This is a genomic window from Marinobacter sp. THAF197a, from assembly GCF_009363275.1.
In the GTDB taxonomy this organism is placed as follows: Bacteria; Pseudomonadota; Gammaproteobacteria; order Pseudomonadales; family Oleiphilaceae; genus Marinobacter.
In genome coordinates this window covers 2,724,450-2,745,414 of record NZ_CP045324.1, presented here as the reverse complement: position 1 = coordinate 2,745,414, position 20,965 = coordinate 2,724,450, and the positions used below count along the sequence as shown (strand labels likewise).

General features: G+C 52.7%; 18 protein-coding genes. 17 read left to right on the top strand and 1 reads right to left on the bottom strand.

Features of this window, described 5'->3' with window-relative positions; genetic code table 11:
- Window positions 1–134: 134 nt before the first annotated feature.
- From FIV08_RS12760 to FIV08_RS12680, 17 genes are all read left to right on the top strand, one after another.
- Window positions 135–1,442, top strand: coding sequence for an O-antigen polymerase (locus FIV08_RS12760; protein WP_152438586.1), 1,308 nt, complete (start codon window positions 135–137; stop codon window positions 1,440–1,442).
- Entirely contained in the window at window positions 1,443–2,309 is an 867-nt protein-coding gene (locus FIV08_RS12755; protein ID WP_152438585.1) for a glycosyltransferase family 2 protein, read from the top strand.
- Window positions 2,310–2,894: 585 nt separating this feature from the next.
- Window positions 2,895–3,722: a glycosyltransferase gene (locus tag FIV08_RS12750; protein WP_216646148.1), complete on the top strand. Its 828-nt coding sequence runs from the start codon at window positions 2,895–2,897 to the stop codon at window positions 3,720–3,722.
- Window positions 3,723–3,724: 2 nt separating this feature from the next.
- Window positions 3,725–4,675, top strand: a complete 951-nt coding sequence (locus tag FIV08_RS12745; RefSeq protein ID WP_228715414.1) for a UDP-glucose 4-epimerase family protein — start codon at window positions 3,725–3,727, stop codon at window positions 4,673–4,675.
- The gene (locus tag FIV08_RS12740) at window positions 4,672–5,229 is read left to right on the top strand and encodes a sugar transferase (protein ID WP_152438584.1); all 558 of its coding nucleotides are present in this window, start codon (window positions 4,672–4,674) and stop codon (window positions 5,227–5,229) included. The genes FIV08_RS12745 and FIV08_RS12740 overlap by 4 nt, the downstream gene beginning before the upstream one ends.
- 15 nt (window positions 5,230–5,244) lie before the next feature.
- Window positions 5,245–6,411: a nucleotide sugar dehydrogenase gene (locus FIV08_RS12735; RefSeq protein WP_152438583.1), complete on the top strand. Its 1,167-nt coding sequence runs from the start codon at window positions 5,245–5,247 to the stop codon at window positions 6,409–6,411.
- Window positions 6,412–6,425: 14 nt separating this feature from the next.
- A complete protein-coding gene (gene pgi / locus FIV08_RS12730) occupies window positions 6,426–8,120 on the top strand; it encodes a glucose-6-phosphate isomerase (protein ID WP_152438582.1) in 1,695 nt (564 codons plus the stop codon).
- Window positions 8,101–8,196, top strand: coding sequence for a type II toxin-antitoxin system HicB family antitoxin (locus tag FIV08_RS19945; RefSeq protein ID WP_152438581.1), 96 nt, complete (start codon window positions 8,101–8,103; stop codon window positions 8,194–8,196). Before pgi ends, FIV08_RS19945 begins: the two co-directional genes overlap by 20 nt.
- Before the next feature lie 243 nt (window positions 8,197–8,439).
- The gene (locus FIV08_RS12720; protein ID WP_011785425.1) at window positions 8,440–9,645 is read left to right on the top strand and encodes an ISL3 family transposase; all 1,206 of its coding nucleotides are present in this window, start codon (window positions 8,440–8,442) and stop codon (window positions 9,643–9,645) included.
- Window positions 9,646–9,704: 59 nt separating this feature from the next.
- A complete protein-coding gene (locus FIV08_RS12715; protein WP_152438580.1) occupies window positions 9,705–11,639 on the top strand; it encodes a polysaccharide biosynthesis protein in 1,935 nt (644 codons plus the stop codon).
- A 24-nt stretch (window positions 11,640–11,663) separates the two neighbouring features.
- Window positions 11,664–13,169: an MBL fold metallo-hydrolase gene (locus FIV08_RS12710; protein WP_152438579.1), complete on the top strand. Its 1,506-nt coding sequence runs from the start codon at window positions 11,664–11,666 to the stop codon at window positions 13,167–13,169.
- Between the two features lie 75 nt (window positions 13,170–13,244).
- Entirely contained in the window at window positions 13,245–14,507 is a 1,263-nt protein-coding gene (gene tviB, locus FIV08_RS12705; protein ID WP_152438578.1) for a Vi polysaccharide biosynthesis UDP-N-acetylglucosamine C-6 dehydrogenase TviB, read from the top strand.
- A gap of 62 nt (window positions 14,508–14,569) precedes the next feature.
- A complete protein-coding gene (locus FIV08_RS12700) occupies window positions 14,570–14,794 on the top strand; it encodes a hypothetical protein (RefSeq protein ID WP_152438577.1) in 225 nt (74 codons plus the stop codon).
- On the top strand, window positions 14,784–15,167 hold the full coding sequence (locus FIV08_RS12695) for a type II toxin-antitoxin system VapC family toxin (RefSeq protein WP_152438576.1): 384 nt from the start codon (window positions 14,784–14,786) through the stop codon (window positions 15,165–15,167). Before FIV08_RS12700 ends, FIV08_RS12695 begins: the two co-directional genes overlap by 11 nt.
- Before the next feature lie 169 nt (window positions 15,168–15,336).
- Complete coding sequence (locus FIV08_RS12690) at window positions 15,337–15,705, top strand: histone-like nucleoid-structuring protein, MvaT/MvaU family (protein WP_152438575.1); 369 nt, start codon at window positions 15,337–15,339, stop codon at window positions 15,703–15,705.
- A 378-nt stretch (window positions 15,706–16,083) separates the two neighbouring features.
- Entirely contained in the window at window positions 16,084–17,871 is a 1,788-nt protein-coding gene (locus tag FIV08_RS12685; protein ID WP_152438574.1) for an alkaline phosphatase D family protein, read from the top strand.
- Entirely contained in the window at window positions 17,868–19,946 is a 2,079-nt protein-coding gene (locus FIV08_RS12680; protein ID WP_152438573.1) for a metallophosphoesterase, read from the top strand. Before FIV08_RS12685 ends, FIV08_RS12680 begins: the two co-directional genes overlap by 4 nt.
- A gap of 61 nt (window positions 19,947–20,007) precedes the next feature.
- Here the strand turns inward: FIV08_RS12680 and FIV08_RS12675 are convergent, their stop codons facing one another.
- Window positions 20,008–20,964, bottom strand: a complete 957-nt coding sequence (locus FIV08_RS12675; RefSeq protein ID WP_152438572.1) for a GGDEF domain-containing protein — start codon at window positions 20,962–20,964, stop codon at window positions 20,008–20,010.
- Window position 20,965: the final 1 nt, after the last annotated feature.

Below are 20,965 nucleotides of genomic sequence, written 5' to 3'. Positions count from 1 at the left end.
CGGTCAGATCCCATATAAATAAATGGAAGGTTATGCCTAAATTATCCAGTTTATGCCGGCTCAAGTGCGCGCTGTAAAAATAAGTAATGGTTATTCGGGTCTTCCTTAAGTCTTCATCTTTGTATTGGAATTAAATGAAAAAGCACGAATTTGCTATACACTTTTATGATAATGTGGTGCTTGGGGTTTTTTTTGTTTTGATTTCTACGCTGTTATCTTTAATGATTTATCGTCGTCATATATATCATTTGTTTGATCCAATGCTTTTTTATATACTTATCTCTGCATCAGCAAATGCAGTGGTTTTGTATATTTATTATTTTGGGTTGATTGATTCATACTATTTTTATTCTTTTGTGATAACGCAAATTGCGTTTGTTGTTGGTTTTCTTGTTAATAAGCCAATAAATTTCAATAGACTTTATTTAAAGTTTTCGATTGATGATTTGCGTTTGAATAAAAGTCCATCATTTTTCTTGTATATTCTTAGCTTTTTTCTATTTTTTTCTAGTCAGCTTTATGTTTTTTTTGTGAGTGGTGTGCCTCTTTTTATGGATTCGAGACTGGAGGTTTATTCTGGTGGGACCGGATATGGTCTTCTTAAGAGGCTTGCGTTTGTAACTTTTACTATAATCTGTTCAGTTTCGATATTTAGAATCTTTTATGCGCGGTCTGGTGTTGCGTTAAAGATATTTGATTGCTTAGTATTGTTGTTAGCATTCGTTTTTTCGATATTGAGTGGGGGTAAATCTGCAGCACTAGAGATTGTATTTATAGGGGGGCTGACTTTGATATTTTTGCGTAGATTTGAAGGCGCTAGAATTCATGAGTCAAGATTAGATAGATTTTTATTCTTAAGTTTTTTGATTTCGATTCCTGCTGCGTTACTGATAATAACGATTCAAACTGGTGAGGGTGATTTTCTTTATACTGTTGTTGCTCTCTTAATGCGTTTCGTAAATACTGGCGATGTCTTTTATATGGCGTATATCGGTAATGCGATTGAATCTTTGCCTAAAGATAATGGACTAATTGCCCTTTTTAAGGCGCCTTTAGGTGCATTTAGAATTGTCGATTGGGATCAATTACCAGTGAATTTGGGGTTTCAGTTATTTCAGTATCATTATGATGTTGACATAATGACCGGTCCGAATTCGCGACATAATGTTTTCGGTTTGTTTTATTTCGGATTTTTGGGTTCGATTATATTTTCGTTTTTGGTTGGCTATCTTTCCAGTTTCTTTAGAAATGTCATCTTTTATAGAGTTAATGGTAGTGTAACAGGTCTCATATCTTATGTTTCATTGGCAATGATTGCACCTTTTTTTGCTCAGGATTTGCCTGGGCTTGCATTAGATAAATTGTTATCTTTCTTTATTTTTTTTCCTGTTTTATACTTTGTTTCACTTATTCTCTATCGTTCATCTATAAGGAGTGGTTGATTGGATACCGTATACGCTGTTGTTGTAACATTTCAGCCTGATCTAGATGATCTTCATGAGAATATGTTGTTGCTTTCCGCTATGGTTGATAAGGTTATTATATGCAATAACTCAGATTTCGATATAGATTTACCTATTGAGCGTGTTGAGGTTATTAATCTTAAGGGGAATTTCGGTATTGCATATGCGCAATCAGTTGGTATGAAGGCTTCTTTCGAAAATGGTGCCGATTTTGTTTTTCAGATGGATCAGGATAGTTTGGTGCCAAAAAATATAGTTCCTGATCTTTTAAATTCATATTATGAGTTGGAAGGGCTGGGTTATAATGTGGGTCTTATTGGTCCTTTAGATTATGACAAGATCACCGGTGAAGTTAATCGGGCAAGGGTAAATAAGGGTGTTTCGATTTTTTCTGGGAAGTATTCTTTAGTTGATTCTACTCTAAGTTCTGGAAGTCTCATACCTAAGAAGTCATATAATAAAGTCGGGGGTATGTTTGATCAACTATTTATTGATGTTGTTGATCATGAGTATTGTTGGCGACTTAGAGCTGCTGATTTTGATGTGATTAGAGCGAATTATGTGCGTTTGCCCCATAGGCTTGGTGACGGTCGGAGAAAATTACTAGGATTGGTTTCTGTAGGTATTCCCGCGCCTTTCCGGCACTATTATTCTGTTAGAAATACTATCTATTTGGTTCGAAAACCCTACATACCAATTAAGTGGAAGGTTCTTTCAATGCCAAAAATTTTTTTAAAATTAGTTTTCTATCCTTTTTTGCTTGATAACGGCTATTTGCGATTTCGCTATATTTTGAAGGGCATCTATCATGGTTTCATTGGTCAACTGGGCAAGCTTAAAGAGTAGTTTTAAATTTGGATAGAGAATTGGATCGGTTTGATAGAGATTAGGTCGCTTGGTATTTGCGCGATTTTTTGTGTCCCAACTCATCAAGGCTTTCATTATGATTCGTTGGATTTGAAGTCCACGAGTATACAATAATATTTAGTATGGTGTCCCGTCCCGCGTCTCGTTAATTCATTAATGTAAGTGTTATTTTATTTCATATTATTTAATTCGGGTTCGGAGGCGTTGCTTTTCCTGACAGTCACTGCCCTTCAGCTTAACTGCTAATAACAGTAGCTGGAAATTTTGGTGCGAATGAGAACGCTAAGTTAGAATTCGGCCCAGAAAGCATGGATGTTTTGGTCCTTGAAGGCGCGGGACAACCCCAAAATCAGTTGCTGAAAGCCTAGAGATCAGCCCACATTTGACAGACAGGGGGTTAGAGACGGTTATCGTTCAGTATTTATTTCCATGTGATTGGATTGTGGGTGAATCAAAAGAGATCGGTGCGATTTACATTTTCGTTTTACGCCCGACGGTAATTCGGTATATTTTGATTCAGTATTTTCGGGCAGGCGAAAAACTCTACCGTATGGGATTGTTTGAGTGACGTTTTCGGTTTTGATGTCAGTCTACAAAAGTGAATCTCCTTCGCATCTACAGATGGCGTTTGAAAGTGTCTGGGAGAACCAATCAATTAAGCCGGCTCAGCTAGTTGTAGTTAAGGATGGGCCATTATCTCCTCAACTTGATGCTGTTATCGCCCGATGGCAACGCGATTTAGGGGCAGTGTTTGAGCTAGTTGTATTTGCGGAAAATCGTGGGTTAGGGGCTGCGCTGAATGCAGGTATGCAGGCTTGCAGGTATGACTTGGTTGCCAGGATGGACACTGATGACGTTGCGTTGCCGGAACGTTTTGAAAAGCAAGTGGATTACCTGAACGCGAATCCTGAAGTCGATATTCTCGGAAGCTTTGTGCGGGAAATGACCTATGCGGGCGACATTTTGGGCATCAGGAATGCCCCCATCGGCCATGATGAAATAGTTTCTTGTTTATGGGCATCGCCTATGGTGCACCCTACTATCATGATGCGCAGATCCAGAGTATTGGAAGCGGGAAACTACGATGCCAGTTGTCGGCGCAGACAAGACTATGAATTATGGTTTCGGTGTGCTGAGAAGGGATTGCGTTTCTACAATTTACCCGAACCGCTGCTGTACTACCGGTTCGGGAAACATACGCACAAAAAGCAATCACCAAGCTTGGCCTGGGAGCAGGCAATGATTGGTTACCGAGGTGCAAAACGACTCGGCATGCCGTTCTACCAAAGGCTTGCCTGTTTCCTTCCGTTTGTTCGATCTTTGCTACCCTCTACGTTACAACATCTTCTATACAAAATGCTTAGCCGCTTTGACCCCCGACGGAAGGCCTGAACGTGCTCCAGAAAAAGATATTGCTGACCGGCGCCACGGGGTTTATTGGTGGCAGGCTGTTGAATGCGCTTTCAAACGATTCCCGTTTTTTTGTTACCTGTGTGTTAAGGGAGCAAAGGCCGGGCTTTGGTTGTTGTAAAGTGGTGTTGAACAGCATGAGCGCGGAAAGTGACTGGTCGTCATCGGTCGAGGACGGTCAGGTGGTGATTCACGCTGCGGCGCGAGCGCATGTTCTCCGGGATAGTTCAACGGATCCCCTTGCGGAGTTCCGAAAGGTTAATGTCGAGGGCACTTTGAATCTCGCGCGACAGGCAGCCCAGGCAGGTGCTCGAAGGTTTGTGTTCATTAGCTCCATTGGGGTAAACGGAACTGGCAATAGCGTCCCCTTCCGTGAATGCGATGAGCCAAATCCCACTGAGCCCTATGCATTATCCAAGTGGGAGGCAGAGCAAGGGCTTTGGGAGGTTGAGAAGGCAACTGGAATGGAGGTGGTGATTATTCGGCCCCCATTAGTATATGGGCCGAACGCTCCCGGTAATTTTGGGAGTTTGGTAAATTGGGTCGGTAAGGGGTTGCCACTGCCTTTGGGGGCGATAAACAACAGCAGAACTCTGGTGGCCCTGGATAACCTGGTGGATTTGATTGTTACGGTTATAGATCACCCCGGCGCTGCCAACCAGGTGTTTTTGGCTGGTGATGGGGAAGATATTTCCACTACTGAGCTGCTTCGCGGTGTTGGTAACGCTATGGGTAAGCCCGCTCGTTTGATTCCTGTGCCTGCGGGTATGTTGATGTTCGGCGCTGCGCTGTTGGGCAGAAAAGCCGTCGCTCAGCGGGTGTTGGGTTCTTTGCAGGTCGATATTTCCAAAGCACGTAACTTATTGGGCTGGGAGCCACCCCTTTCCGTTGAGGAAGGGCTTCGCCGCTGTTTTGATTCGGAGACTTCATTTTGATTCGTTTGTTTGATTTTTTCTTTTCGTTGTTCGGGTTGTTGTTCGGTTTTCCGTTGTTGTTAATTCTCCTGGTGATTGGTTTTTTCGACACCGGCTCCCCGGTATTTCGTCAGGAGCGGGTAGGGCGCAACAAAAAGGCGTTCACGCTGGTGAAGTTTCGCACCATGAAGAAAGACACGGCGTCTGTGGCCAGCCACTTGGCGAGCGCTAGTGCCATTACGCCTTTTGGCCACTTCCTTCGCCGTACCAAGCTGGATGAGCTGCCTCAGCTGTGGAACGTCCTGAAAGGCGAGATGAGCCTGGTGGGGCCAAGGCCTTGCTTGTTTAATCAGGAAGAGTTGATTGCCGAGCGGGAACAACGGGGTGTGTTGACGGCTCGGCCGGGGATCACCGGGTTGGCCCAGGTGAACGATATTGATATGTCTACCCCCGTGTTGTTAGCGGAGACGGACCAGAAGATGTTGGCCAACCTGACGGTCGGGGCTTACTTCAAATATATTTTTATGACGGTTGCTGGTAAGGGCGCAGGGGATCGCGTACCAGGGAAAGAGTAACCTCAGGAGTTTTAAATGAAAATCGCTATTGCCGGCACGGGCTACGTGGGCCTTTCCAATGCCATGCTGCTGGCCCAGCATAATGAAGTAGTTGCTCTGGATATCGACTCGAAGAAAGTCGAACTGCTGAACAACCGCCAAAGCCCAATTTTTGATGTGGAGATTGAAGACTTCCTGGCCAACAAAGAGCTTAACTTCACCGCCACGTTAGACAAAGAACAGGCCTACCAGGGCGCTGATTATGTGATTATTGCCACGCCTACGGATTACGATCCGCAGACCAATTACTTCAATACCAATACAGTGGAGTCGGTGATTCAGGATGTGATGGCCATCAATCCGGACGCGGTAATGGTGATTAAGTCCACGGTGCCGGTGGGTTATACCCGGGATTTCTGTGAGCGTTTCGAGACGAAGAACATCATCTTTTCGCCGGAATTTCTGCGCGAAGGCAAGGCGCTGCACGACAACCTTTACCCATCTCGCATTATTGTCGGTGAGCGTTCTGCGCGAGCTGAAGTGTTCGCCCATTTGCTGAAGCAGGGTGCCATTAAACAGGACGCTCCGGTGTTGTTCACCGATAGCACTGAGGCCGAAGCCATCAAGCTGTTTTCCAACACCTATCTGGCCATGCGCGTGGCTTACTTCAATGAGCTGGACACCTACGCTGCCCGCCACCGCCTGAACACCCGCCAGATTATCGACGGCGTAGGCCTGGACCCGCGCATTGGCGACCATTACAACAACCCGTCGTTCGGCTATGGCGGCTACTGCCTGCCCAAAGATACCAAACAGCTGCTGGCCAACTACGAAGACGTGCCCAACAACCTGATCAAAGCCGTGGTGGATGCCAACCGCACCCGCAAGGACTTCATCGCTGACGACATTCTTAGCCGCAAACCGAATGTGGTGGGGGTGTACCGTCTGGTGATGAAATCCGGCTCTGACAACTTCCGCGCCTCGGCCATTCAGGGGATTATGAAGCGCATCAAGGCCAAGGGCATTGAAGTGATCGTGTACGAGCCGGAGCTGCATGAGGACGAGTTCTACCACTCCCGCGTGATTCGTGACCTGGAGGCCTTCAAGCAGGAATCCGATGTGATTGTCGCCAACCGGCGCAGTGAGAATCTGGCGGATGTTGGGGATAAGGTTTATACCCGCGATTTGTTTGGTAGTGACTAAAGGGTGGGCAGATCATGAGTCAGTACCAGAACGTTTCCCGCGATACGCATAGTGGTTTTGTGAAAGCGCTTCACCAACACGCTAAAGCCGTGAAGCAGCAATCTTTGTACGATTTACTCTGTGGCGAAGTAGCAGAATCCCGGGCTAACGCACTTCAGTTTGCTTTTCACTCTGTCCACGTGGATTTCAGCAAGCAACGGTTAACGGAAGGCACTCTCGATTTGCTCACGCAATGGGCTGGTAGCTGCGGCCTGGAACAAAAGCGGGACGCGTTGTTTTCGGGTGAGCCGGTTAATGCCTCAGAAAAAAGGGCGGCGTTGCATATGGCGGCCCGATGGCCGCGTGAGGTGATGGCGCCTACCGGTATGGCACCTACGGTTGCCCTGTGCCAGACACAGCATGAAAAGTTAGCCGCCCTGGTAGGTAAGTTGCATCGCGGTGAGTGGCGTGGAGTGACCGGCAATGCCATTACCGATGTAATTCACATTGGCGTTGGCGGTTCAGACCTCGGCCCCAACCTGGCCAGTGAAGTGTTGGGCGACACCCTGGGCCACCGGTATGTAAAGGCCCACTATGTGTCTACCATGGATGGCTCCCAGCTGCTGCCTTTGCTGCAAACCCTGAACCCGGCCACCACCCTGTTGGTGCTGGCCTCCAAATCGTTTTCTACGGCAGACACTCAATTCAACGTGCGCACGGCGCTGGCCTGGTTGGCTGACGCATTGGCGGTAAATGCAGAAATCCTGTGCCGCCACCAACTGCTGGGCGTGTCTGCCCGGCCAGACAAGATGGCCGAATTCGGTATTCCGGAGGAGCACCAATTAGTGTTTCCGGAGGCCGTCGGCGGGCGTTTTTCAGTATGGTCTGCCATTGGCGTTACCGTGGCGATGGAGCTCGGCGTGGAAGCGTTTAACCAGTTGCTGGCTGGCGCCCACGCGGTGGATCGTCACTTTATGGACGCGCCGCTCACTGAAAACCTGCCGGTCCTGTTGGGGTTGGTGGGGGCCTGGAACACGCAGTTTCTGGAGATACCCAGCCACCTGGTGCTGCCTTACGATGGCCGGCTGAAAAGCCTTTCGCCGTATTTGCAACAACTGGAAATGGAATCCAACGGTAAGAGCACCACACCGGATGGCCAAGCCGTTGCCCATGTAACCTGCCCGATTGTGTGGGGTGATGTGGGGCCCAATGCCCAGCATGCGTTTTACCAGTTATTGCATCAGGGCAGCCACACAGTAAGCGCTGACTTTGTGGCGGTGGCCCGGCGTGAGGCGTCTGTACCAGAGTATGTTGCCCGGTGTTTTAAAGACCAGGAAACGTTAACGCTGGCGAACTGCCTGGCGCAGTCGCAGCTGTTCGCCCTGGGGGATGCCGCCATCACCGACGATTTACGCAGCCATACGCCACTTGGGTACCGGGGTAATCAGCCAAATACGGTGATTCTGCTGGAAACCCTGGACGCCTGGAACCTGGGGGCTCTGTTGGCCTTGTATGAACACAAGGTGTTTGTGCAATCGGTGCTTTGGGGTATTAATCCGTTTGATCAGCCGGGGGTTGAGTTGGGCAAAAAACTGGCCACCCGTTTGTACCACACGTTGTCGCAAGCGCCGTCAGCCACCGACAGCGCCGATAGCGGTTTAGTGAACGATGCCGGCACTCGCCAGCTGCTGAACAAAGTGATGCAGTGGCGTGTTGGCGCACATAGGTGATGGTAAGCAGTTCGCGGTTACCGTGCCGGATGTCCCCGGCTGTTTTTCTGCTGCCGACAACGAAGATGACGCCTAGGATAGCGCAAGAGAGGCAATTTGGGGGCTTTGTTGAAGAGCACCCTGCTGAGGTTCGCTCCCGTTCCGCTTTTCTAACCGAGGCGGCTCTTGAGCGTATGCATAAGGGGTATTCTTTTGTCGGGTCCTTACCCCTTTTTTGCGGTTCATCGCGGGTTAGCGTGAAAAAGTAGGAGACGGCGGTAAAACCGGTTAGTTTTGAGTTCGCCAAAACAACAAACCTGACCGACTCACCGCCGTCCCTATGAATGCTAATCCTCTTGCCCTGTTCTGGGAAGGATTCACGATAGAATCGTATGCCCAGATTGACGCTCAATCTCTGCTCATCCGACTGCAACCTGCCGACGATTACTTGCCATGCTGCAGTGGTTGTAATCAGCACACGCTTGCCATCCATGACATCAGCACCCGACGAGTCCGAGAACGCGACCTGTTCCAATACCGCGTCTGGCTGGACGTGCCAGTTCGCCGAGTTCGTTGTACGACCTGTGGCCCCAAGCTTGAACAGATTCGCTGGTTACCAGGGCGACAGCGTCTGACGGCAGGCATGGTCAGTTGGATTGAATCCCTGGTACGACTGATGCCGATCCAACATGTGGCAACGCTGCTAGGGTTGCATTGGCATACGGTCAAGGCCATCGACCATCGGCGCCTCAAACGAGAAGTGACTGAGCCAGATAAACGCCGGATTCGTCGACTGATCATGGATGAGTTCGCCTTGTTCAAGGGACACCGCTACGCCACCGTGGCGATTGATGCGGATACTCAACAAGTCCTCTGGGTTGGAGAAGGTCGCAGTCGAGCAGCGGTACGCCCCTTCTTTGAATGGCTGGGGCCGGAAACCTGTGGCCAGATCGAAGCCGTGGCGATGGATATGAATACCGCCATGGACCTGGAAGTTCAGCACCACTGCCCACAAGCACGGGTGGTCTATGACCTGTTCCACGTTGTAGCAAAGTTCGGACGGGAAGTGATTGACCGTGTCCGGGTCGATCAGGCCAATCAGCTTCGACACGACAAGCCGGCTCGCAAAGTAGTGAAACGAAGTCGCTGGCTGTTGCTCAGAAACCGAGGCAACCTCAAGGATGAGCAGGCTCTGAAGCTCGAAGAACTGCTGCAAGCCAACCAGCCCCTGATGACTGTCTACGTCCTGAAAGACCAGCTCAAAGAGCTCTGGTACGCTCCCTCAGAGGCCGATGCCAGACAACGCTGGCAAGACTGGCTAAATCTGGCTATGAGTAGTGGGCTGGCCCCCGTGCAGCAGTTTGCCAGGCGCCTCAAGGGCTACGTCGACGGCATTATCGCCAGCGCGGTCTACCGGTTGAACACCAGTGTGTTGGAGGGAATGAACAACAAGATCAAGGTGATCAAGCGGGTGGCCTACGGCTACCGGGATAACGACTACTTCTTTCTGAAGATAAAAGCAGCATTTCCCGGTAAAGCGCGATGAACCTTTTTTGCACCGCGGTCCTATAGTGAATTTTAGGTAAACTTGATAAGGATTTTTTCGTGCTCAAGAGATTCCTCAACCTCCCCAGAGTCCAAAAACGAATAATCTCTGTCGCATCAGACATGGTGGTTCTGTTTTTCGCCATCTGGGCCGCGTTTGCCCTACGGCTGGAGCAGGAACTGTGGATTCCCACCCGGGGCCATTTGATGGTGGCTGGCATCACCGTGGTGTTTACCATTGCGGTGTTTATCCGGTTGGGCTTGTACCGGGCGGTTATCCGGTTTCTGGGAGATAAGGCGTTTCTAACCATTGTTTATGGGGTGGTCTCCTCGGCGGTGGCGCTGATTATTCTGGGCTATATGCTGCAGGTACCCGTGCCCAGGTCTGTGCCTATTATTTATGGTTCTTTGGCGTTTTTGTTTGTAAGCGGTACCCGGATGGGCGTGCGTATGCTGGTTAATCATCCCGGGCAGCGTAATAAGGAAGCGGTAGCGATTGTTGGGGCCGGGGAAACAGGTATTGCTTTGGCGTCTGCACTGCGGCAGGGCACGGAGTACCGCCCGGTACTGTTTGTGACGTTTGACAAGAGTCACCATAAAACGATGATTGACGGCCTGCCCGTTGTGAGCATTGATTTGGTGGCGAAGAATATTGCCAAGTATGGTGTTCGCCGTATTTTATTGGCACTGGATTCGAATTCCGGTGTAGACCGCAAGCGTTTACTGCACACGCTGGAGGCGTTAGAGGTGCCGGTGCAAACCGTGCCCTCCATGACTGAGTTGGTGGCCGGCCAGGCGCGGATTAATGATATCCGTGACCTGGAGCTGGAAGATTTGCTGGGCAGAGACACCGTGCGCCCGGATTCGGCCGTGGTTTCGGCAAGTTTGTTTGGCAAATCTGTGATGGTAACGGGGGCCGGTGGCTCTATTGGTTCTGAGTTATGCCGACAGATTCTACGGCATAAGCCCAAGCGGTTGGTGCTGTTCGAACAGAGTGAATTCTCGCTGTACAACATCGAGCGCGAGTTAACGGTGACTAACCAGGTGGAGAACCTGGGGGTAGAGATTCAGCCGTTGCTGGGCAGTGTGACGCATCGCCGCCGGTGTGAAACCGTGATGCGGGCGTTTGGGGTGCAATCGGTTTATCACGCTGCAGCTTATAAGCATGTGCCATTGGTTGAGCACAATGTCATCGAAGGCATTCAGAATAACGTGTTCGGTACCTTCCACGTGGCGGAAGCGGCCATTGCCTCGGGCGTGGAACGCTTTGTTCTGATCTCTACGGATAAGGCCGTGCGCCCCACCAATGTCATGGGGGCCAGTAAACGATTGGCGGAGTTGGTGTTACAAGGGTTGGCTCAGCGCCAAAGTGAAACGGTATTTTCCATGGTGCGGTTTGGAAATGTGTTGGGTTCATCTGGCTCCGTGGTGCCATTGTTCCGTGGCCAGATCCGTGACGGCGGGCCATTGACGGTGACCCACCCGGATATCATCCGATATTTTATGACCATCCCCGAAGCCAGCCAGTTAGTGTTGCAGGCCGGTAGTATGGGCCAGGGTGGTGAGGTGTTTGTGTTAGACATGGGCGAGCCCGTGAAGATCGCCGACCTTGCCCGTAAGATGATTCACCTGATGGGGCTGACAGAAAAAACCGAGGACCGCCCGAACGGGGATATCGAAATTGTCTACACAGGCCTCCGGCCTGGAGAGAAACTGTACGAAGAGTTGCTGATTGGTGACGACCCTCAGGGTACGTCTCACCCAAGAATTATGATGGCCCGTGAGGTTTCGTTGCCTTGGGGGCAGGTTGAAGAGCTGCTTTCAGCATTGAATCAAGCCAGCCATGCCTTCGACTGTCAGCGTGTCATACAGATTCTCAAGGAAGCCAAGACCGGTTATACCCCGAACGGAGATACGGCAGATCTGGTTTGGTGTAATGGTGTGCAGAACACTCCGCCAGCCGCTAATGAGGGCAAGGTGTTGCACCTGAACTGATGTTGTCACAACAAGGATTGTTGCATGATCAAAATTCTTCACCACGGCGCCGTGAATGGCGTAACGGGCTCGTGCCATGAGCTTAGAATTTCGCACGCCGGCATCCTCATAGACTGCGGCCTGTTCCAGGGCCAGGAAGAATCCCGAGGCTCTTCTGCCGCAGATCTCGCCATCGATTTCCCCATCGACCACATCCGCGCCCTGGTGGTTACCCACGTTCACATCGACCACGTAGGCCGCATTCCCTACCTGCTTGCCGCCGGTTTCGACGGCCCCATCATCTGCTCTGAACCTTCCGCCATCATGCTCCCGGAAATCCTGGAAGATGCTCTGAAGATTGGTTTCACTCGGGATCGCGCTTTGATTACCCGTGTTTTGGAGCTGATACGGGCGAGGGTGGTGCCGCTGCCTTACGGCCGCTGGCATTCGGTGTTTGAGGAAGAGGCCGGGAGTTTGAAGGTGCGCCTGCAGCGGGCAGGGCACATTTTGGGGTCGGCTTATGTGGAGTGTGATGCGGTATCCGGCTCGGCGGCTGAGCGTATTGTGTTCAGCGGGGATCTCGGCGCGCCTCATTCCCCCTTGCTGCCGGAGCCTTCGCCCCCGGAACGTGCTGACCGCCTGGTGATTGAGAGTACTTACGGCGATAAGAACCACGAAGACCGGGAAACGCGGCGTTATCGGCTGAAGGCGGTTCTGGAGCATGCGTTGGAAGACGGCGGTACGGTGTTGATACCGGCGTTCAGTATTGGGCGTACTCAGGAGTTGTTGTATGAGATTGAGGGGCTGATTGCGGAGTTTGGTGATAAAGAGATTCCGCAGGCTTCAAAGGGGTCTGACCCCTTGGGGTCAGACCCCACCCTTCTGCCAGCGCCGAGCTCCAAAGCTGGTGCCATTGGGGTCAGTCCCCAAGGGGACAGACCCGGTAGCGGGTCTCTGACCTGGAGCAATCTGGAAATCGTCGTCGATTCCCCCTTGGCCGCCGAGTTCACCAAAATCTACCGAAACCTCAAACCCTTCTGGGATGAAGAAGCTCGTGCCCTGGTGGCAGCGGGCCGACACCCGCTTTCTTTCGAACAGCTTACCGTTATCAATTCACACGAAGACCACCTAAACGCCGTGGAATACCTGGCCAAATCTCACCGCCCCTGTGTGGTGATTGCAGGTTCCGGTATGTGCGCCGGCGGCAGGGTGGTAAATTATCTGAAAGCGATGCTGGGCGATGCCCGCAACGATGTGTTGTTTGTGGGCTATCAGGCTGCGGGCACCCCGGGCCGCAATATCCTGACTTATGGCCCTCGCGGCGGTTGGGTAGAGCTGGATGGCGAACGCTACGACATCCGCGCCCAGGTGCACACTGTAGGCGGCTATTCCGCCCACGCCGGGCAGGAGGATTTGCTGCGCTTTGTGGAGGGCATTCCACAACCGCCCAGCGAGATTCGGATTGTGCATGGGGATGAGGCGGCGAAGCGGGCTTTACAGGGGAAGTTGCGTGATAGCGTGCCTGAGGCTGCAGTGTTGATACCGAACTAACAGATGTGGGGTCAGACCCCAGAACATTTGACCGATCAAAATGTCTTGGGGTCTGACCCCAAAATTGGAGGATTAATGAAGAAGATCGCAGTGGTAGGTCTTGGCTATGTGGGCTTGCCTTTGGCCGCGGCTTTTGGTGAGAAGCGCGAGGTGGTTGGTTTTGATATCAACAGCAAGCGCATTGCCGAGCTGAAGGATGGGGTGGATTTCACCCGTGAGGTGTCTTCGGATGAGTTGGCGGCGGCGAAGCACTTGTCGTTTACGGATTCGCTGGAGGGCATTGCGGATTGCCAGATCTACATTGTGACGGTGCCTACGCCCATTGATGAATACAAAAGCCCGGACCTGACGCCGCTGGTGAAGGCCAGCGAGAGTGTGGGCAAGGTGTTGAAGAAGGGCGACATCGTAATTTACGAATCCACGGTGTTCCCGGGTGCCACCGAAGAGGTGTGCGTGCCGGTGCTGGAGAAGCTGTCTGGCCTGGTGTTCAACCAGGATTTCTTCGCCGGTTACAGCCCGGAGCGGATTAACCCGGGCGATAAAGAACACCGGGTGACGACGATTATGAAGGTGACGTCCGGCTCTACGCCGGATATTGCTGAGGAAGTGGATGCCTTATACGCGGATATCATCACCGCCGGCACCCACAAGGCCAGTTCCATTAAGGTGGCGGAAGCCGCCAAGGTGATTGAAAACACCCAGCGGGATCTGAACATTGCCTTGATGAATGAGTTGTCGATGATCTTTGCTCGTTTGAAGATTGACACCAATGAAGTATTGGCCGCCGCCGGAACTAAATGGAACTTCCTGCCGTTTAAACCCGGCCTGGTGGGAGGGCATTGTATTGGTGTGGACCCGTATTATCTGACCCATAAAGCCCAGGCCATCGGGTACAACCCGGAGATTATTCTGGCCGGCCGTCGGGTAAATGACAATATGGGACCTTATGCTGCTTCGGTCCTGGTGAAGGCAATGATTAAAAAAGGCCACACCATTGCGGGTTCCCGGGTGTTGATTATGGGCTTTACCTTTAAAGAAAATTGCCCGGATCTGCGCAATACCCGTGTGATTGATGTGGTGCGCGAACTTCAGGATTATGGCTGCCAGGTGGATGTTACCGATTGCTGGGCAGATAATGCCGAAGCAGAGCATGAATATGGTATTTCATTGGTACCAGAGCCGGCGAAAGGAAACTATGACGCTGTCTTGCTGGCCGTTCCGCACAGGGAATACGCGGCTTTGAATGCGGATGAATTACGTGGTTATACCAATGGCAACGGTGTGCTGTTTGATTTGAAAGGTATATTGCCGTTGGGGCATGCAGACTTGCGGCTGTAATCGGTGTTCGGATCGGATACCTGATATAGTTGTCTGACGGCTATTTGATGAGGAGTGTAGCGATGTACGCTATCGAATTTGAAGCAGACATCAAGAATGGCATGGTTAAAATTCCATCAGAGTACACGCAACTGGAAGACAGTCACGCTCGGATTCTTGTAATGGTTAGTGACCAGGCATCGTTGGCTATTGAGGAGTCCTCGCTGGATTTCAGTAATGTTGATATTCAGGCATTCAAGGAAAAGGATGCCGTGGTCATGCAGAGGGAAATGAGGGATGAGTGGTAGATACCTGCTGGATACCAACGCCATTATTTATGCACTTGGTCGCAATTTAAAATTGCCCCCAGCGCACTATGCAGTTTCAGTAATAACTAAAATGGAGCTGTTGTCTTGGCCGGCACTGACGGCTAATGATGAGGTGAAGTTGCGTGAGGTCATAGAGCGGATCACAGTTGTGCAATTGCTTCCCGCGATTCAGGAAACGGCAATTAAGATTCGCAGGAACACATCTCTCAAACTCCCGGATGCAATAATTTCGTCAACCGCCATAAAGGGAGACTTTGTTCTGGTGACTGATGATGAGAAGCTTTCGAGCCGTCATGTCGGAACTGCAATTTCATTGAACGAGCTCATCGCAGTTGCGCCCGACCAAGTGTGAGTGTTGATGAACTCGACAAAATAAAAGCCCGGCATTGTTGTCGGGCTTTTTTATTAATTGGCTGTAAGCGTTTTATTTTGCCAATGTGTGAATTGTTTATTATGATTGGTCGCGACTTCTCGTCATATTCAATGTTTTATTAAAACCCATCGAATAAGGTTTTATTTCCATGGCAAAGATTAACGATTACTACCAGAAGAAACAGCTGATGGAAAAGCTGGCCGCTGAGCTGGAACAGCTCGAGAAGGACCAGGCACTGAAAGGCGAACTGGAATTTGAAAACAAGGTTCGCGCTTTGATGAAGGAATATGACAAATCTCCCAAGGATGTTCTGCAGATTCTGGCGGCGATTGACCCCTCGATTGCTGTTGCCAAAGCGGATGCTTCAACCGGCACCCGCGCCAAGCGCCCGATGAAAACCTACAAGAACCCGCACACCGGTGAAGTGGTTAAAACCCGTGGCGGTAATCACAAGACTCTGAATGAGTGGCGTGAAAAGCACGGTAAGGAAGCTGTTCAGAGCTGGCAGCAGGATTGATTAGATGGGGCCGCTGAGGTTTGGTGGCCCTATTAAGCTTGCGCACCTTGGTTTGAGTTGGTGCGTTTGGGGTCAGTCCCGTGGGGACAGACCCCGTAGCTGAGTTTGGTGGCTGAACAAAAACAATCAGGCTGCAAAGGCGCCCCTCGCCACCAAAATTCGCAGCCTACAAAGAGGGCAACCCCCACCCTTCTGCCAGCGTCAGTCTCCAAAGCCTTCCTTGTTTATTTCCATCTTTTCGAATTCACAGCCTTAACCCGGTAGAGCGTGTCCTTCGGATTTTTTCAGGAAATATTCAGCATAGAGTGCTCTATGCAATAATTTTGCAACGATCGCTCCATAAAATCCTGGTCTGAATAGAGCTTCTGGGTGAAAACAATGAAACGTCGATCTTTCCTGGCATCGTCGCTGGCGCTGCCGGCTTTCTCTTTGGTTGGGTGTGGTGACTCTGGTTCTTCGGGGGAGTTGCCTGCCGGGCCAGGGCCTGGCTCCGGGGGTAACGGGCAGCCTGGTAATCAGGTGGTGGGGTTCTTTGAGCATGGGGTTGCCTCCGGCGATCCGTTGGATGACCGGGTCATCCTTTGGACGCGGGTGACACCGGCGCTGCCTACGGAAACCTCGGTGCCGGTTCAGGTGTTGGTCAGCCGTCAGCCGGATCTTTCGCAGCCTCAGGTGTTTACCGCAACTGCTGAGGCAGATTCTGATTTCTGCGTGAAGGTGGATGCCACTGGCCTGGCCAGCGACACCTGGTATTACTACGCCTTCCGTTGCGGCCCTAATGTTTCTCCGGTTGGGCGTACCCGCACTTTCCCGGCGCCGGACCAACGTGTGCGGCGGGCCCGGTTTGCCACGGTTTCCTGTTCCAACCTGCCGTATGGCCACTTTTCTGTTTATAACGCTCTGGCGAAGGTGGATGAGCGGGATCTGGATTTTGTCCTGCACCTGGGTGACTACCTCTATGAGTACGAGCCGGGCACATACGATGATCCCGCTGCTGTGCCGAATCGTGTTCATGAGCCGGCGAATGAAATCCTTTCCTTGTCCGATTACCGCGTGCGCCACGGCCAGTACAAGCGAGACCCCGATTTGCAGGCGGCGCATCAGCAATACCCGATGATCTGCATCTGGGACGACCACGAGATTGCCAATGACGCCTACATGGATGGCGCGGAGAACCACGACCCGGCCACGGAAGGGGATTGGGAAACCCGCAAGCAGGCAGCCATTCGCGCCTACTTTGAGTGGATGCCGGTGCGGGACTTTGGTGCAGACAGTCAACGGCTGTGGCGTCGGTTCCGGTATGGCGATCTGATTGATTTGTGGATGCTGGATACCCGGATCGAAGGCCGGGATGCCCAGGCGTCTTTACCTTTCGGCCCTGAACGCACAGACCCGGACAGAAAGCTGATCAGCGATGCCCAGATGAACTGGCTGACGGACGGCCTGACCAGCTCAGGCAGTTTATGGAAGATGATTGGCCAGCAGGTGATGTTCGGGCAGCTGAATCTGGCGGAGTTGCCCCAGCCGGAACTGATCTCCGAACAGCTGCCTTACGGCACCACCCAACAGGGCCTGAATATGGACCAATGGGATGGTTACACCGCAAGCCGCACCCGCATTCTGGACGCCATCGAGCAGAACAATGTGGAGAACGTGGTGGTGTTCACCGGTGATATTCATACCTCCTGGGCCAATGAGATCTATCGGAACCCGGCGTCTGTGGTGGGTGACTTGTTTGCGCCGGAAGCGCTGGCGGTGGAGTTTGTGTGCCCGTCGGTAACTTCGCCGGGCTTTCCGGCAGGCTTGGCGGAGTTGGCTGCGGTCGCGGTGCGCACCACCAACCCGCACGTGAAGTACGCCGAGCTGCAAACCCGAGGGTTTATTCTGATGGATGTGGACCGGTTCGGCGCCCAGGCGGAGTTTCATTATGTGGCGTCGATTGCCGATGAAACCCGCAAAGGCGAGCTGGACACCGGCAAGCGAAAACTGGTGAAAGTCGCTGCCAAACAGCCTGGCCAACGGTATCGCCTGATCACAGACAACCTTACCCCATCCCGCCCCAGAACCACGCAAACCAGCCTGCTGGCGCCGGCTGCCACGCCTGAACATCAACAGGAACTGGCGGCTGTGATGGGCGCCGTTCATTCCCTGGAGTCTGTTGTATGAACGCTAAATTGAAGTTGATCGCCCTTTTGGTGGTGCCACTCACCCTGGCTGCCTGTGGCGGTTCCGGCGATGACGAGGCCGAGTCCACCACGCCGGGTACTCAACCCGATGTGACTGCGCCGGGTGACGAGGATGGTGCTCGTGCGGTGGCCTCAACCCAGTTTATCGCCATGGGCGATTCCGGCTCCGGCAGCCCCGGCCAGTATGCGGTGGGCGAGGCCATGGCGCAGGTTTGCGAGCTTAAGTCTGCAGAAGCAGGCCCCTGCGAGTTTGTGCTGGGGTTTGGCGACAATATCTATGAAGACGGAGCCACATCGGTAGACGACATTCAGTTTATCGAGAAGTTTGAAAAGCCGTTTGAGCCCATGGGGGAGCGCCCGTTTTATATGGTACTGGGTAACCACGACAACACCGGCTATGTGGGTGGCGATGGCGCCAACAACAGCCGGGGCGATGTTCAGGTGGATTACCACTACGAGGGCAACAGCCCCCGCTGGCGCATGCCTGCCCGCTACTATGCGTTCAATAGCGGCGAAATACCCACCGCATTGATGCCGAAAACCCGGGAAGGTAAACCGCTGTTGACGGTGGTGTCGCTGGATTCCAACCCGATTGCCTCGCTGGTAGCAGACGCGGATTCCCGGTTTACCTGGCAAAACTACGGCATGACCCAACTGATGTGGGCCCAGGACGAGCTGATCTCGTCGCAGGCTCTGTTTAACATCGCGATGGCGCATCACCCGTATTTGTCCAACGGTTTGCATGGCAACGCGGGTAATTACGATTTCATTCCCTCCTACATTCTGCCGGTGATCTCCGGCCAGCGCTGGAAAGATTTTCTGGAAGAGGGGGTGTGCGACTACGCCGATTTCATCATGACCGGGCACGATCACGATCTGCAATTGCTGGAACCGGTGGAAAGCTGTGGTCGAACTCGCTTTTTGGTGAGCGGCGCCGCCGGCAAAACCCGCTCCCTGCAGGATGAAAGCCGAAACCAGGCCATGTACCAGGCCGGCGATACCTACGGCTTTTTCTGGGTGCAGGCGATGGAAAGCAACCCGGCCACGGGCGCGCCTGCACAAATGTGCTTTGAGGCCTACACCGTAGACCCGGAGCTGGAAGGCTTTGGTGTGCTGGGTGCTGATGGTGGGCTTACCCCGGCCTACAGCCAGTGCCTGGAAAAGGTCGGGCCAATGAACATCGCCCGGGGCAAGGATTTCTCCGGCTCGCCGGTTTCCCTGCCGGTGCCCCTGGCTGGCGGTGCGGGCTTTGACGGCAACTTCACGGGCCCGTTAGAGCTGTTCCGGGAGGAGCTGGTCAGTGGTCTGAATACCCTGAATATGGCCAATCCGAACGCTGAAACCCAGCAAGCCGTTGCCCAGCTGATCAACGGGCTGGATACTCTGCTGGTGACGCTGGATGCGGCGGCGTCATCCGTCTCTGAAGCCGGCTCTCCGGAGGATATGGCTCAAGCTACGTTGGCGGTACAAGCGGCCGCCGAGCGTTTGCAGGTTATTGATACCTCTGAACTGCCAGCCCCCTTTGACCGCCTGGGGGCGGCGTTTGAAGCCTTCGGCCTTGGTTTCGGGGGGGAGGGCGATGAGAGCTCTGGCCAGGGGTTGTCGGAAGACACCGCGTTCCTGCTTGGGCCGGTCGTACAGTTGGTGATTAATCTGGAGAACATTCTGGATGCGGTGGATCAGCAGGCCGAACCGGCGCCGGTGCTGCGGGGTGTCACTAGTTTGTTGGCGACCACTTTGCGGGGTGTGGGTGGCACGTTGGAGGAAGTTTCCAAGCTGGACAGTTCGGCCGCTTCTGATGCGCTGATCGGTTCAATCAACGCTGCGTTGAATACTCTGGTGTTGGAAGTGCTGCTGCTTGAGGAAGCGCCGGACTCCATCAACCAGAACGCCACCCTGCCTACCAACTTTCTGTCGGACGCCCTGGCCACCGTGGTGCGTGAGGTCACCGAGCAACTGGACCAAAACGCACTGACTACTGCTGACAGCCTGCTGGGCCGGCTGCTGTCGCCGATAACCGGAGCCATCACCGGCCTCATCGACCGCCTCTTTTAAGTTGGGGTCAGACCCCAAGACATTTGGTGGTGCCAAATGTTCGGGGGTCTGACCCCAAAAATCACTCCCCAACAACAACCTTATTCCGCCCACTCTCCTTGGCCGCATACAGCGCCTCATCCGCCTTCTGCATCCACTGCATATAGTTCTCCGGCTCGTCGGTGAGTTGGGCGATGCCCATGCTGATGGTGTAGGTGATGTTGCCGGCGCTGGTTTCCACGGTGCTTTTTTCGATGCCTTCACGAATGCGCTCGCAGAGGAGGCGGGCGTTTTCGGCATCGGTTTCCGGGAGGATGATGCCGAATTCTTCACCACCGTAGCGCCCGGCGCTGTCGGATTGGCGGATGCTGCTGCGGGTAATCTGGGCGGTGTGGCGGATGACTTCATCGCCGGCCAGGTGGCCGTAGGTATCGTTGACTGGCTTGAAGTGGTCGATGTCGAACATCACCAGGCTGGTGGCCTGGCCGTAGCGCCGGTAGCGTTCGTATTCCGCATCTACCAGGTTCTCCCAGGTGCCACGGTTGAGCAAGCCGGTCAGGCGGTCTGTCATGCTCAGTTTGGCAAGCTGTTCGTTGGCCCGCTCCAGGGCCCGCTTGCTACTGGCGAATTCGGTCACGTCGTAAATCAGCAGGCAGATCTTGTCGACCTCACCGTTGGTGCCGGTTAGCGGGCTGATGGTGAGGTTCTGGAACATGTACTCTTCGGTGCCGGTGATGGGCCGGGTGTTCCGGAATTTGAACAGGTAGGGGCGCTGCTCCCAGGAGGTGAACGCCCGGGTGTTGAGCATGGCGACGGCATCGACTTTGCGGGTAAGCCATGCTTGCGGGATGTCCGGAAACACGTCGAACAGGACTTTGTTCTGGATCTGGCTGCCGGTAATGCCGCTGTGATGCTCCATAAAGCCATTCCAGGCCTGCACGCGGAAATCGAGGTCCAGCACCACGAGGCCAACCTCGACCGATTCGAGCATGTCTACCAGCCAGTGAAAGGCGCCTGCTTCGGGGTTCTGAAAGGCCATG